This is a genomic window from Granulicella sibirica (assembly GCF_004115155.1).
GTDB classification, from domain to species: Bacteria; Acidobacteriota; Terriglobia; order Terriglobales; family Acidobacteriaceae; genus Edaphobacter; species Edaphobacter sibiricus.
Genome location: NZ_RDSM01000006.1, coordinates 77,203 through 91,269 on the forward strand (window position 1 = coordinate 77,203; position 14,067 = coordinate 91,269).

Here is a 14,067-nt window from a genome sequence, read left to right on the forward strand (position 1 = left end):
GCTTCGGCCACCTTCCCGTACCTTACTTAGTATGGGAAATGTGGGTTGGTTGAATTAATGATCGTTCCGGCAACAAACGGGCCACGGAAATGTCGTGTCCACGGGCATCGTGGAACGGTGAGGTTGTCCCACTCTTCCCACCGACGCTTGGAAGTGGCCAAAGAACCGGCACCTCCCACCATTGGAAATGGTCCGCCGCCTGTACCTACCCGGAACGGAGTATCTTGATCCGCATGGAATTTCAACATGCAGAGTTCGACGATCGGCATCGACCTGAGCAAGGCCACCTTTCACCTGATTGGCCTGAGCGAACGTAGAGAGACTGTGCTTCGCAGGAAGCTGTCCCACAAGCAGTTGCTGATCTTCACCGCAACCGGACGCCGATTGTAATCGATGCGGCGCAGAGGCCAGCCTGGAGAAATCGGCAGCATGGTGGCGTACCTTGCGAGCCATGCTGCGGGGTTTTATCACCGGCCAGAAGTTCTCTGTAAACGGTGGGAATAAACTTGCGTAGAGCAGGGCGGTCCTGAGGTGCGACTCGGGCAGGAAAGCGGAGTTGGCGCGGAGGATGAACCACGTCGAGTGGAAAGATCTCTGAAGATGATTTACAGGGCTAACCGAACGGCTGAACTATCCTGCTGTGCCGCAGAAAAGCTGAAACTCTAAGCGCAAGGTTCTTGCACAAAGCAACCTTCAGCTTCTACATGGATTCCAACGGTCATCTGTAGAATGGATTTCGGTAGGATGACCTGACGGGCCGGTCCCTTGTTTGCCTGATCCCTGACAAAGTTTTCTGAACTGACTGCCCTTATTTTACAAGGGGAACGTCGAGGGTGCCTGCCTGATGGTAGAAGCGATTGTGCTTTGGAACGAGCCGAATAACCTTTCTCACTGGAACTTCAAGCTTGATCCGGATTGGACGCGCTTCGCGGAAATGGTCAAGGTGACGTCTGCTGCGATTCGCAGTGTGCATCCGGAGCTGACCATTGTGCTCGGGGGCGTATCGTCCTGCGACTGCGATTTTCTTCGTTTGATGGTTCAGCACGGAGTGATGGATCACGTCGATGCAATCGGCGTACACGGGTTTCCTCTCGACTGGAATCACTGGCAGATTGACGAATGGCCCGCCCGCGTTGCTGAGGCGCATGAAGTGACGGGCAAGCCGATCTGGGTAACTGAGGTAGGGGTCTCGAGCTTTGGGGCCGAAGAGGTCCAGGACTTCGGCATGCGGCGTACGCTGGCGCTGCTGAAAGATCGCGTGGAACGCATTCACTGGTACAGTCTGTTCGATCTACCGCCAAGCTGGCCGGCTGAGACGCGGCACAAGGAGGCGGAAGGTTCTTCGTACTATCGTCATTATTATTTGGGCCTGGTTCGATCGGACGGCGAGCCGAAGATGTCCGTGAAGCAATTTCCGACAGATGGCAGTGTCGGATTCTGTCAGTGGTTTCACTTCGAGGACCCGAGGTTGAACGATGCCGCACAGTGGATGAGCGACCATGGTGTCGAGTATCTTCGCACTGGGCTCAGCTGGGCTGACTCCTATCGTCCTGACGCGACTAAGTGGTTTGACCGCCAGATGAAGGTACTTGAGCCGTTTCGCGTTGCGTTGACGTTGTGTTTCACGCCGGCACATCTGGGCTTGGAGGAGCACCATACCAGCCCGCCGAAGGACAATCAGCAGTTCGCCAATTTTGCAGCATGGGCCGTTTCACGTTACGCGCCTTCTCCACTGAGACAGTCCCTTACCGCGACTGAAGTAGAAGTATAGGAGACGATGCGCTATGAAGATCCCCTTGCAAACGGACGTCCTTCAGCCTGAGCTGAAGGTATCGAAGCACATTTTGATCACTGGGGGCGCGGGCTTTGTTGGCTCGCACCTAGCGGACGGGCTACTGGCAGCAGGTCATCGTGTTCGCGTGCTGGATGATCTGATCCCTCAGGTTCATCAGAACGGACCGCCATCGTACCTCTCCGCTGAGGTGGAGTTGGTTGTTGGAGACGTGCGTGACCCGAATCTGCTGCGTGAGGTGCTGAAGGGTATCGACGTGGTCTTTCACTTTGCCGCGACTGTAGGTGTCGGGCAATCCATGTATGAGATCAGTCGCTACATGAGCGTTAACACGCAAGGCACGGCAGAGCTTCTGCAGGCGATCCTCGATACGAAGTCTCCGCTCCAGAAGCTGGTTGTGGCATCTTCCATGTCGATCTACGGAGAAGGCCGCTATGTCTGTGGTGGCTGTGGCCAGGCGGCTTTTCCGCCAGTGCGTCCGGTCTCACAGCTGAAGGCCGGGCATTGGGAGCTTCACTGCGATGCGTGCGGCGGCGTGCTTCAGCCGGAGCCGACGAACGAGACAAAACCTTCAGAGATTAACTCTATCTATGCGCTTTCCAAGCGCGACCAAGAGGAGTTATGTCTGATCTATGGCCGCACCTACGGTCTTCCTGTGACGGCACTGCGGTTCTTCAATATCTATGGGACTCGGCAGGCACTCTCCAACCCTTACACGGGCGTTGCGGCTATCTTTGCCTCCCGGTTAATTAACAACCAGGCCCCCCTGGTCTTTGAGGATGGTGAGCAGCAGCGTGACTTCGTCAGCGTGCATGACATTGTTCGCGCGAATATGTTGGCGATGGAGCGGCCAGAGTCTGACGGCGAGGTGATTAATATCGGTTGCGGCAAGCCGATCAAGATCCAGAGAGTAGCGGAGATACTTGCCGAGGCGCTGGGCAAGCCGGAGTTGAGGCCGGTCATCAGCCAGAAGTACCGGTCCGGCGATATACGGCATTGCTTCGCGGACCTGACGAAGGCGCGGCGGTTACTGGGATATGAGCCGCAGGTAAGCCATGAAGAAGGCTTTCGCGAACTGGCTGCGTGGCTTGCGCATCAGGAGGCGGAGGACAAGGCCGAGACGATGTTGCAGGAGTTGAGCACTTATGGCCTGACCGCCTAATGAGTGAATGCCGGACGCAGATGCAGAAAGGACATGGAGCCATGAAGAACTGGAAGCGACGCACGATCCTGATTACCGGAGGCGCCGGCTTCATCGGCTCGAACCTGGCGGAGCGCCTGCTGCAGGAGCCTGATACCCGGGTGCGGGTCTTCGACAATCTTTCGCGACCCGGCGTGGAGCATAACCTTCTCTGGCTGCAGGGCCTTGCGGACAGCGACCGGCTGGAGTTTGTGCAGGGCGATGTTCGGGATCCTTCCGACGTCTACGCGGCCTCTGCGGATGCCGACGAGATCTTTCATCTGGCGGCGCAGGTCGCGGTCACCACATCGATCGATGATCCGCGCATGGACTTTGAGGTGAACGCGGCAGGCACGTTCCATGTGCTTGAGGCCGCGCGCCGCGCCGGCAGGCGTCCATTCGTTCTGTTTACCTCAACAAACAAGGTGTATGGCTCCCTGTACGGAGTGCCGGTGAAGGTATCAGGAAGCCGGTACGTTGCGGAGAGTCCTGGTTTTCACGGCGTGAATGAGAGTGAAGCGCTCGACTTCCACTCGCCCTATGGATGCTCCAAGGGAGCGGCGGACCAATATGTGCGTGATTATGCACGTATTTACGACCTGCCGACGGTGGTGTTTCGCATGTCCTGCATCGCGGGTCCACGGCAGTTTGGCACCGAGGATCAGGGATGGGTTGCGCACTTTCTCTACTCGGTGCTGGAGCGCCGTCCGATCACCATCTATGGCGACGGCTTCCAGGTGCGCGACATTCTGCAAGTGCACGACCTGGTGGACGGCATGATGGCGGCTCGCAGCGCGCAGGGCCGCACGGCCGGCGAGGTGTATAACCTGGGCGGCGGACCGGAGCGGGCTGTATCGATCGTCGAGATGCTGGACGCGATTCAGGAGGAGACCGGGCTTGCGCCGGTACTGCAGTATGACGACGTTCGGCCGGGAGATCAGCCTCTTTACATCTCAGACACGAGCAAGCTCACCCTGCACACAGGATGGAAGCCACGACGCTCCTGCCGTGAGACCTTGAAGGCAATCCATGATTTCTGGAGCGGCAATCGTGCTCTGCTGCAGCATCAACGTCAGGCTGCGATCCAGGGCGAAGTCTCAGATCTTGTGGCGGAGGAGGTTGCATGAGATACGCCCTCGTCAATCCGAAATGGAGCTTTGAAGGCTCTACCTACTTCGGTTGCGCGGAGCCCCATTTTCCGCTGGAGTTGCTCTCCGCGCGAGAGGTTCTACGCGGTGCTGGGCAGGAGGTGTTGCTCATCGATGCGTGGATGGAAGATCTCACACCGGAGCAGGTCCGCAAGCGGCTGGAAGGCTTCCATGAGGATTTTCTGGTGATCCCGACAGCGCCTTCCTATCTGTTCTGGCGTTGTCCCCAGCCTGAGCTTCGGATTCCGCAGCAGTGGATTGCTGCGCTCAACCGATCATCCCGGAAGGTTGTGATCGGGCCGCACGGATCCGTCACGCCGCTGGCGACGCTGCGAAAGACGGGAGCCGATATTGTGCTGCGAGGAGAGCCGGATCAGACGCTGCCGCAACTGGCTTCCATACCACGGGAGATGATTGCCGGGTGCGTCTGGCGGGATGACGCCGGTCGCGTCAGCGCGACTCCCGGGCTGGGCGCAACCGACATGCGAGCGATTGGGATGCTGGACTACTCCGATTATCCCGTAGAGAAGCATGCGCATCTGCATCACATCTTCGCGGGCAATGGGGCGGACCACCTGCATCGCGGGGCTGAGGTGGAGTTTGCTCGTGGATGCCCGTACAGCTGCACGTTCTGCAATAAGACACTGTTCAGGAACAAATATCGTGAGCGTGAATTGAGCGCCGTGGTGGCGGAGATCGATCAGCTCATCGCGCGAGGGGTCGAGTATATCTACTTTATCGACGAGATCTTTGGTGTCGGCAAGCAGGTGCGTGCGTTGCTGGAAGAGATTGCGAAACGGCCGGTGTCCATAGGTTTTCAGACGCGCATCGACCTGTGGGATGAAAAATCGATCGAACTTCTGGCTCGGGCGCACTGTGTCTCCTTTGAATGCGGGGTGGAGTCGATCACCGACGAAGGTCGCGATGCGATGAACAAGAACTGCCGCATCACAACGGACCGCATTACGGAGCTGCTTGTGTATGCGCGGCAGCGGATTCCATGGGTGCAGGCGAATCTGATCAAGGTACGCGAAGACGACCCCGCCCAGGTGGCGGACTGGCAGGCAAATCTGAAGGCGCAGGGCGTATGGGTCAGCGAACCGGTACCGATGTTCCCGTTTCCCGGAAGTCCTGAGTACGTCACCACCTTCGGTGAGCAGCCGGATGAGAACGCCTGGGAGCGGGCGCATGACTTCTACCTGCAGCTGTTCGCAGATAAAGGCTTCAGCGACATCCAGGATCAGCAGCCTTTGACCCTGCGCGAACTGGAACAGGCGGATGAGGAGTTGGCATGCGTGTCCTGCTGACCACGGACACGATCGGAGGAGTATGGACGTTTGGCACAATCCTGGCGCATGGACTGATGGCGCGTGGTCACTCCGTGGCGCTCGTGAGTCTTGGCCGTGCACCCTCGAGATCGCAACTGGAATGGACTGTCAGGACCAGCGCGCAATTTGGAGCGGCGTTTCGCTACAAAGCATCTGAGGTTCCACTGGAATGGATGGCTGAGAATCAGTTCGCTTACTCTGACGCGGAGGGTTTGTTACTTCAGACCATCGGAGACTTTCAGGTGGAAGTTGTGCATGCAAGTCAGTTCTGCTTTGGAGCGCTGCAGGTCGAGGTGCCGAAGGTTCTGACAGCTCATAGCGATGTGCTGAGCTGGGCTGAAGCGTGTAGACCGGACGGGCTGGAAGACTCAAGATGGCTGAGGACGTACCAAGAGTTGGTCTCATGTGGACTTCAGGGAGCGGATCGTATTGTTGCTCCGACACAATGGATGCGCGATGCCCTGACGCGCAATTTTGCGGCGGCTTCGGGAGCGCGGGTGATTCTGAATGGCCGAAGCCTCACTCTTGAGCAGGAAAAGGAGTCGCGCACGTTGACTGCGGTGACCGTGGGGCGTGCCTGGGATGAGGCGAAAGGAATGGCAGTGTTGGACGAGATTGAAGCTTCTATACCGGTTCAGGTCATCGGAGAAGAAAGTTTCGCGGGGACCCAGGCGCCGCAGTGGGGAAAGGTGGAGTTCCTCGGCAGACGGGATGACGGCGAGGTTTTCAAAGCCCTTCGCCGCAGCAGCATTTATCTCGCGACTTCGATCTATGAGCCGTTCGGACTGGCTCCGCTCGAGGCGGCGCTCTGTGGGTGCGGTGTTGTTGCTCGGGATATCGAGAGTCTGCGCGAGGTCTGGGGCAGCGGCGCTGATTATTTCAGGGACGCCGACGGCCTGAGCAGGGCGATGCTGCGTTTGCGTGACTCCCAGCCGCAGCGCGAGGCTCTGCAGGCCCGGTCTCTGGCCCGTGCCCAGGAACTCTCGGCTGCACGGATGGTCGACGCATACATTGCTGAGTATGAAGAGATGCTGACCGCGCGGAGTGTGTCGCAGGAGGATGTGGCCGCTTATGCCATCTAAGCTTCGCATTGCTTACGTGGCACACACGCTTCGTTCGGACTGGAATAACGGCAACGCCCACTTTCTGCGGGGATGGATGCGAGCGTTGGCTGCCATGGGGCACGACGTTACCGTTGTGGAGCCCGAGACGGAGTGGTCCATAGAAAACCTGAGGACCGAGGCCCTGGGCGAGCACTCGCTTTCTCAGTTTGCAGCCCTGTACCCGGAACTGAACGTGAGGACCTATGCGCGGGGCGCAGGCGAAGACTGGTGGCGCGCGACGCTGAAGGATCAGGACATCGTCATCCTGCATGAATGGAATCCACCTGAGTATGCACAGCGACTGCTCAGCTTTCGAGATGAGCTTGGGTTTCTTCTGCTGTTTCATGATACGCATCACCGAGCCTCTTCAACGCCGGAGCAGATGGAGCGGTTCGGGCTTGCGCGGTTCGATTGTGTGCTCGCCTTTGGAGAAGCGCTTCGAACGATCTACCGGGAACGCTTCGGGCTTACACGGGTGTGGACGCTGCATGAAGCGGCGGATACGACGGTGTTCCGGCCTGAACCGTCTGCTATGAAGATCAGAGACGCGGTCTGGATCGGCAACTGGGGCGAGGGCGAACGATCCCATGAGATTCGGGACTATTACCTGAAACCTGCTGCCGCGCTGCGCGATGAAGCCAGGTTTGCGATCTACGGCGTGCGTTATCCGCCGGAAGGCCTGGACGCTTGCAGCCAGGCCGGGGTAAGTTACGGTGGCTACCTGCCCAACCTGGATGCGCCTGCGGTATATGCCGGCGCGCGGCTGACCGTTCATATTCCCAGGCAGCAGTACAGCACGGCGATGGCGGGCATCCCGACGATTCGAGTGTTTGAGGCTCTGGCTTGCGGGATACCATTGATCTCCGCGCCATGGCAGGACTGTGAGGAGCTGTTTCGACCCGGTGATTTCACGATGGTGCACAGCCGTGCGGAGATGATCGCGGCGATGCGCAGGCTTTGGAACGACCCGGCAGCGGCTGAAGGGCAGAGAGCCCGCGGGCTGAAGACCATCCTGGCGCGTCATACCTGCGCTCATCGCGCACAGCAACTAACGGATATTTGTGAGGAGTTGAACGGGTGAAGATCTTTGCGTTTGGATCGAGTATTGTGTCGTCTTACTGGAACGGCGCGGCTACCTACTACCGCGGCTGTTACAAATACCTCTCGAGACGAGGTCATCAGATTACGTTTGCCGAGCCGGATGCGTATGGGCGGCAGCAGCGTCGCGACTCAGATGATTTCTCCTATGTGCGTTCTCTCGTATACCAGCCGGAAATCGATCTGGATGCGATGCTGAAGCTGGCGGGCGAAGCGGACGTCATTGTGAAGCACAGCGGGATCGGGGTGGATGACGAGACGCTGGAGCGTCGGATCCTGGAGCGTCAGGGCAGCGCGGCCATCACCTTCTGGGATGTGGATGCGCCTGCGACGATCGCGCGCATGCACGCGGATGGGAATGACGCCTTCAGGATCTCCATGCCGCAGTATGATGCGGTGCTGACGTATGGCGGCGGTCCGTGGTGCCGCGAGCAGTACCTTGCGCTTGGCGCGCGGGCTTACTTCAGCATATATAACGGGCTGGATCCGGAGACGCACCATCCCGTGCCGCTGGATGTCTCGCTACGCTGTGACGTAGCCTTTCTTGGGAACCGGCTGCCGGACCGTGAGGCGCGGGTCGAGGAACTGTTTCTCAGAGCGGCTGATCTGGCGCCCGAGAGCAGCTTCCTGCTTGGCGGCGAGGGCTGGGGAGATAAGCAGATTCCGCCGAATGTGCGGTACATCGGTCATGTACCGACCGCCGATCACAACCGGGTGAATTGCTCGGCCGGCATGGTCATGAACATCAATCGGGCGTCCATGGCATCCTCCGGCTTTTCACCGCCGACGCGTGTGTTTGAGGTCGCGGGCGCCGGAACGTGCCTGCTCTGTGACGACTGGCCGGGGATCGATGATTGCTTTAAGCCGGGATCTGAGATCCTGGTGGTGAAGACGGCGGAGGACGTGGTGCGTGCCCTGGCAGAGCACGATGATGCCAGCCGCCGAAGGATCGGCGAGGCCTTCCATTCGAGGGGTCTGCGGGATCATACCTATGCCCAGCGTGCAGCGCAGGCGGAGGCGGCCTTTGAGCACTGTCTGCGGGAGCGCGCGCTGGTATGAGGATCGTTGTGTATGGATTGACGGTTACGTCGTCCTGGGGTAACGGACATGCGACGACGTATCGGTCCTTGCTGAAGGCTTTAACCCGGCGAGGCCATCAAATTGTGTTCGTCGAAAAGGACGTGGAGTGGTACCGGAGCAACCGCGATCTTCCGCGTCCCGCGTTCTGCACGGTTGAGCTGTACGATGACTGGGCCGCAGAGGAGACACGCCTGGTTCGCTTGAGTCTGGACGCAGATGCGGTCATTGTTGGCTCGTACTTTCATGACGCAATCGCGGCTTCGCAGGCTTTGTTCGCCCAGGTACGATGTCCCGTGCTGTTCTATGACATCGACACGCCGATTACCTTGAACCGGCTGCGGGAGAACGGTGGAACAGAGTATCTGGATGGACGGCAAATCCCGGCCTACTCGGCTTACTTGAGCTTCACCAGCGGGCCCGCACTTCAGGAGATTGAACAGAGGTTTGGAGCTCGGCGGGCTGTCGCGTTCTTTTGTTCGGTCGATCCCGAGATCTATCATCCTACCGCGATCCAGGCAGAGTTTCAGTGCGCGCTCAGCTATCTGGGCACGTATGCCGGGGACCGGCAGGGTAAGCTGATGGAGCTTTTGAACCATGCCGCCGGTATGCTGCCGGCAGAGCGGTTCGTGGTCGCGGGACCGCAGTATCCGGACACGCTCAGCTGGAATGCGAACGTCGAACGCATCATTCATCTTCCACCTCCGGATCATCCGGCCTTCTACTCTTCCTCCCGGTTTACGCTCAATCTGACGCGGAGCGACATGGTGGCAGCTGGGTACTCTCCTTCGGTTCGTCTGTTTGAGGCCTCTGCATGTGGAGCCGCTATCCTCTCCGATTCATGGCCCGGTCTGACGGAGTTCCTGACGCCCGGCGAAGAGGTTCTGCTTCCTGCAAACGGTGAGGAGGTTGCACGGATGGTGACCGGCATCTCTGAAGAAGAACGTACGCGCATGGGAGCGCGGGCGCGGGAGAGAGTGCTGGCCGCCCACACCTCAGAGCATCGGGCGATTGAGTTTGAGCGGATTGTGAGCGAGTGTGCGTGACCCGGCTCAGAGCGGGTGAATGAGCAGCTCAGCCAGGCTGGACACGGCGCGGGTGGGTGACTCAGCCTGAAGGGTTGCAAGCGGAAAGATGCCGGTGGCAACGGCAATAATATCCAGGCCGTTGGAGTGTGCGGCACGAACGTCAGCCGGCGTATCGCCTACGACGCAGATGCTTGCGTCGGCGCGGGTGAGGCTGCGTGCCGTCTCAACCGCTGACTTGAAGACTTCATGACGGAATTCATGCGCATTGCTGTAACCGCCGAAGTGAAAGCGATCGAGCAGGCCGGCGTGCGCAAGCTTGACGCGGCCGATGCCCTCCAGGTTTCCTGTCGCGACGCCGAGGATGGCGCCCTTCGCGCGAAGGTGATCGAGTACCTCAGGCACCTGCGGCAACACCTGCAGCCGAAGGTCCGCCTGATCGCGCGTCACGAATGCGCACATGCGTTGCTGCATCTCAGGGAGGCGAGGTCTCCATTGATGATCGGGAACACCGGCCAGGGCCAGCGCATCGCGCAGAATGCCGTTATCCACATTGCCCTGCGCGGTCACGCCATCGAGGTTCAGAGAGCGGCCGGCCAGTTCCGTCAGGGCGTCGCAGAAGGCGAAGTAGTGCACGGCATCGGTGGCATTGAGCAGCGTTCCATCAATGTCGAACAGGTACACATCATAAGCATCCCAGGGCGTCATCTTCTAAGGGTACCTAAAGTCTGATGGATGGATGCGAGCGGTTGAGACCAGTCTCCCGGCCGCGTCTGGCGAAACAGGCGCAGCGATGGATACCAGGGACTATCCTCGCGGTCGGTCATCCATCGCCAGTCCGCGGCATGCTCCAGCAGCACCCACGCGGAAATCTGGAGTGCGCCAGCCAGATGCGCGGCCAGGGTATCCACCGTGATGACAAGATCAAGACCCGCTATGGCGGCGGCCAGTGCTGGCAGTCCTGGCTCGGCCACTTCCATGCGGCGGTCTGTTTCATGGTTCGTACCACCCTGCAGGTTTACAAAATCAAACCCGGCAGTGCTCAGGAGGGAATCAAACGCTGCCAGCGGAATGGAGCGGCCCTTGTTCCACTCGCCCGCCGCCCAGACGAGGCCAACACGAGGCTTGGAGCGCTGTACGGGCGGAACCGGCGCGCTGAGGTACCGGGTGGCGATGGGCAGATGAGCGAGCGTGGTGCGGAATAGGTAGGGAAGCTCCGTGATCTCAACCTGCGCCTCCCAGACGCAGGGCTGCTCCCAGGTAATGACCTGGTCCACGCCATCGAAGCAGGGGGCCAGCCCAAGCAGGTTGGGCGGAACCTGCCAGGTCACGGATCGCGCCAGCGCCTTGAGTTGAGGCGCGTAGCGGAACATCTGAACGGCATCGCCCAGCCCATGCAGGGAGCGAACGATGACATCCTTGCCGGCCAGTGATTCCCCCGACCAGAAGCGGTGGGGATCGGGGGTATGGCCGGCGCGTATGCGGTCGCTTGCCTGCCACGCCGGTTCAAACTCCCCCGCAAGCATGTGTACCTGCCACAAACCTGCGTCGATGCGATCCGCCGAGCATGCGTACTGGCGGGCCAGATCGAAGTGCTGAAGTGCACCCGGAAGATCACGCTGGCTCAAGCAGTGCTCGGCTTCTGCTAAGTGATTCATCGATGCGGTCTAATGTTTTGGGTAGACGGAGTGAGGGCCATCCGGCGGCACCTGGATGGCGTGAGCGCGGCACAGGTAGACCTCTTCTTCTGGTTGAGCCTCAATGCTGAAACCCGCGGACCGAAGCATGGCTTCCGCGCAGGCGCGGTTGGGAACCCACCAGTTGGTCTCATCGTGAGAGTAACGATGCTCAATGAAGTGCATCTTGGGATACCCGGATTGGTCGAACGGCGCGGGAGCAGAGAAATCATAATCCTCTTCTACGACAGCAAGCTCTCGGCTTCCACGCTGCATGGACTGAAACAGGAGCAGGTCATTCGCCACATGCTCGTGGATCAGGTCCAGCGCGAGCAGCGGATGGCGAAGGTGGTAAAGCACTCCCATAAAGATGACCAGGTCGAATCGCTCGCGCAGCGAGGCCACGTCCCAGACGGGAAGACGTTCAAAGCAGACGTCGAGCCCGGAGATCTCGGCGGCAAAACGGGCCTGCGCAAGGTATCGGTCATCGGTATCGATGCCAAGTACACGGTCCGCGCCGCGGCGCTTCATCTCCAGCGAATAAAATCCTGCGTTGCAGCCGATATCCAGCACGGTCAATCCGGTCATGTCGGCTGGGAGGGTCGTGCGGAAGCGATCGTATTTCACCTCTGGGTAGTCGCCCAGAAAGTGATCCGGCGCCGTGGCGATCCCACCCAGGCGGAGGTTATGGAACCAGGGACCAAGGTCACGAATTCTTCGTTCAAGCTGCTGCTGGTCTTCAAGCAAGGGGTGTGGCGTAGCGTGCATGCGTGGTGATTTCCTCAGTCATTGGAGTCGCTGGAGTTGATTCTTCCACAAGCAGGCTGATGGCCCTGCGGTATCCGTGCAGAGTTCCTACATCGACATAGGCCTCTCCAGCGTGGACGCCCACGGCCTGGCCACCCTCTGCGATGTAGGCATTGACCAGCGTCCCAAGGTACTCATCCCCGCGTTCCGGACGCAACCAGAGCTGATGAAGCGCATGGAAGATTGTGCCGGGCATCCGAATCGCTCCCCAGATCCAACCAGATGTAGCGTTTTTCTGCTTCACCTCAATGTGCTGGACGGAGCCATCAGTTTGCGTAACGACCGCGTCGAAAAACTCCGGATGCTCGGACGGGAACAGCAGGAAGGCAAGCCGGCCTGGCGGAAGCTGAGTAAAACCGTTCTCCGGAGTCCAGATGGTGTCCGGCAGGCCGATCAGTACCTCTTCATCCGGCCGCACGAACGGAATGGCACGGAAGACCGCGTCGCAGAGTCCTCCTGGTGCAGGTTGCACCACATACGCGATGTCCGCTCCCCACAGGCGTCCGCCATAGTACTCCAGGATGTCCGTCTTACCGGGCGAGATCACAAAGCAGAGGCGCGTCGCTCCGGCTGCAATCATGCGTTCCACAAGATACTCCGAGACAGCGCGCGGACGCTCATGATCGCCTTCGATGCGGCTGCCCACAGGGAGCAGCTCCTTGGAAAAGGCCAGTGGCTGGATGCGGCTGCCCGCACCCGCGGCCGGAATGATGCCCCACATGCAAGACGCTCCTTTTGCTAGCTGTTGGCGTGAGATGCGACTTCGATCGAACGGAGTTGCAGATACGCTCCAGTTCCCCAACGCGGCAGAGACCGGTGTGATCCTGAAGGGTACGGGCACGTGCGGCAAGGGCGATCTGCTGGAGTTCCTGATCCGACAAGGAGAGGGTTTGCACCACCTGCTCTGCGCTTTCAACAGGAAGAATCTCTTTGCCGGGAACAAAGAAGCTTTCCAGACCCTCCCAGGTGTCGGTCAGAAGCGGAGCGCCGCAGGCGGCTGCTTCAAACAGGCGGCCGGAGGGACAGAAGCCATACGCGGCCATCACGCCCCGTGTCACATTCAATGTAGCCCGGCAGGAGGAGAAGAACGCGGGATGGGTCGCGGGCGGCACATGGCGCACAAAGAAGACGTTTGGCAACCACGGGAAGGTCTCGGGATACTGGGCACCGCCAATCAGGAAGCGCTCTTGCGGCAAAACAGAGGCTGGATCCAGGAAGAGCGTCTTAAGCGCCTGCTGGCGGTCCGCCGCATAGGTTCCAAGGTAAGACAGATTGGCGCGCAGCTCCTGCTGTGGGGGTACGGGACGATGATGATCTGGATCGACCGAGCCATAAAGCGGGAGCGCAAGACGGGCTCCCAGGCGGGTCCGCAGCTCATTGAGGGCACGGCCGCCCGTGTAGCTTAGCACCAGGTCAAAGTCACCGAGCCCTTGCGGCGGCAGGTACTCGACGGTGGATTTGGCGCTCAGCGCGTTCAGCGTAACCGGCGTGTCCAGGTCGTAGAAGCTCTTGATCGACGCGCGGCTCTCCAGCATCAACTGAGCGGCAGCCCGGCCGTCAGGACAGAAGCTGGTGGAGAGTGCCAGGTCAGCGTGGTCCAGATCCCGCCGTGCTGCTGGAGCGATGTCTTCAAAGTGACGATAGAGGATGAGCCTACCGCCGGGAGGAAGCTCCATGAGATCCCGCGTGTCCGCATAGTAGGAGACATCGCGCTCATAGAAGGAGACGGTGTGTCTTCTCTCCAGCAGCGCCTTGACCAGCGAGCGCCAGAGCGTGGCATGGCCGTTTCCCCAGGAGGATGAGATGGTCAGGCCGAAGATCACAACATGCATG

Annotated in this window: 14 protein-coding genes; 9 read left to right on the forward strand and 5 right to left on the reverse strand. The window is 59.7% G+C overall.

Features of this window, described 5'->3' with window-relative positions; translation table 11 throughout:
- The first annotated feature begins 246 nt into the window (after positions 1-246).
- From GRAN_RS25650 to GRAN_RS23755, 9 genes are all read left to right on the forward strand, one after another.
- On the forward strand, positions 247-390 hold the full coding sequence (locus GRAN_RS25650) for a hypothetical protein (protein ID WP_161571143.1): 144 nt from the start codon (positions 247-249) through the stop codon (positions 388-390).
- A gap of 454 nt (positions 391-844) precedes the next feature.
- Complete coding sequence (locus GRAN_RS23720) at positions 845-1,771, forward strand: glycosyl hydrolase (protein ID WP_128915555.1); 927 nt, start codon at positions 845-847, stop codon at positions 1,769-1,771.
- Positions 1,772-1,784: 13 nt separating this feature from the next.
- Entirely contained in the window at positions 1,785-2,954 is a 1,170-nt protein-coding gene (locus GRAN_RS23725; RefSeq protein ID WP_128915556.1) for an NAD-dependent epimerase/dehydratase family protein, read from the forward strand.
- Positions 2,955-2,995: 41 nt separating this feature from the next.
- On the forward strand, positions 2,996-4,099 hold the full coding sequence (locus GRAN_RS23730; protein WP_128915557.1) for a GDP-mannose 4,6-dehydratase: 1,104 nt from the start codon (positions 2,996-2,998) through the stop codon (positions 4,097-4,099).
- Positions 4,096-5,427: a TIGR04295 family B12-binding domain-containing radical SAM protein gene (locus GRAN_RS23735; RefSeq protein ID WP_128915558.1), complete on the forward strand. Its 1,332-nt coding sequence runs from the start codon at positions 4,096-4,098 to the stop codon at positions 5,425-5,427. Before GRAN_RS23730 ends, GRAN_RS23735 begins: the two co-directional genes overlap by 4 nt.
- On the forward strand, positions 5,412-6,530 hold the full coding sequence (locus GRAN_RS23740; protein ID WP_128915559.1) for a glycosyltransferase family 4 protein: 1,119 nt from the start codon (positions 5,412-5,414) through the stop codon (positions 6,528-6,530). Before GRAN_RS23735 ends, GRAN_RS23740 begins: the two co-directional genes overlap by 16 nt.
- Positions 6,520-7,632, forward strand: a complete 1,113-nt coding sequence (locus GRAN_RS23745; protein WP_128915560.1) for a CgeB family protein — start codon at positions 6,520-6,522, stop codon at positions 7,630-7,632. The genes GRAN_RS23740 and GRAN_RS23745 overlap by 11 nt, the downstream gene beginning before the upstream one ends.
- Entirely contained in the window at positions 7,629-8,708 is a 1,080-nt protein-coding gene (locus GRAN_RS23750; protein WP_128915561.1) for a CgeB family protein, read from the forward strand. Before GRAN_RS23745 ends, GRAN_RS23750 begins: the two co-directional genes overlap by 4 nt.
- On the forward strand, positions 8,705-9,772 hold the full coding sequence (locus GRAN_RS23755) for a CgeB family protein (RefSeq protein ID WP_128915562.1): 1,068 nt from the start codon (positions 8,705-8,707) through the stop codon (positions 9,770-9,772). The genes GRAN_RS23750 and GRAN_RS23755 overlap by 4 nt, the downstream gene beginning before the upstream one ends.
- A gap of 6 nt (positions 9,773-9,778) precedes the next feature.
- Here the strand turns inward: GRAN_RS23755 and GRAN_RS23760 are convergent, their stop codons facing one another.
- The 5 genes from GRAN_RS23760 to GRAN_RS23780 are packed head-to-tail and all read right to left on the reverse strand — an operon-like array spanning position 9,779 to position 14,066.
- The gene (locus GRAN_RS23760) at positions 9,779-10,459 is read right to left on the reverse strand and encodes an HAD family hydrolase (RefSeq protein WP_128915563.1); all 681 of its coding nucleotides are present in this window, start codon (positions 10,457-10,459) and stop codon (positions 9,779-9,781) included.
- The gene (locus GRAN_RS23765) at positions 10,456-11,379 is read right to left on the reverse strand and encodes a glycosyltransferase family protein (protein ID WP_128915564.1); all 924 of its coding nucleotides are present in this window, start codon (positions 11,377-11,379) and stop codon (positions 10,456-10,458) included. The genes GRAN_RS23760 and GRAN_RS23765 overlap by 4 nt, the downstream gene beginning before the upstream one ends.
- A 39-nt stretch (positions 11,380-11,418) precedes the next feature.
- A complete protein-coding gene (locus GRAN_RS23770; RefSeq protein ID WP_128915565.1) occupies positions 11,419-12,195 on the reverse strand; it encodes a TIGR04290 family methyltransferase in 777 nt (258 codons plus the stop codon).
- Positions 12,167-12,955, reverse strand: a complete 789-nt coding sequence (locus GRAN_RS23775; RefSeq protein ID WP_128915566.1) for a sugar phosphate nucleotidyltransferase — start codon at positions 12,953-12,955, stop codon at positions 12,167-12,169. The genes GRAN_RS23770 and GRAN_RS23775 overlap by 29 nt, the downstream gene beginning before the upstream one ends.
- Positions 12,852-14,066: a CgeB family protein gene (locus GRAN_RS23780; RefSeq protein WP_128915567.1), complete on the reverse strand. Its 1,215-nt coding sequence runs from the start codon at positions 14,064-14,066 to the stop codon at positions 12,852-12,854. Before GRAN_RS23780 ends, GRAN_RS23775 begins: the two co-directional genes overlap by 104 nt.
- Between the last annotated feature and the right edge of the window lies 1 nt (position 14,067).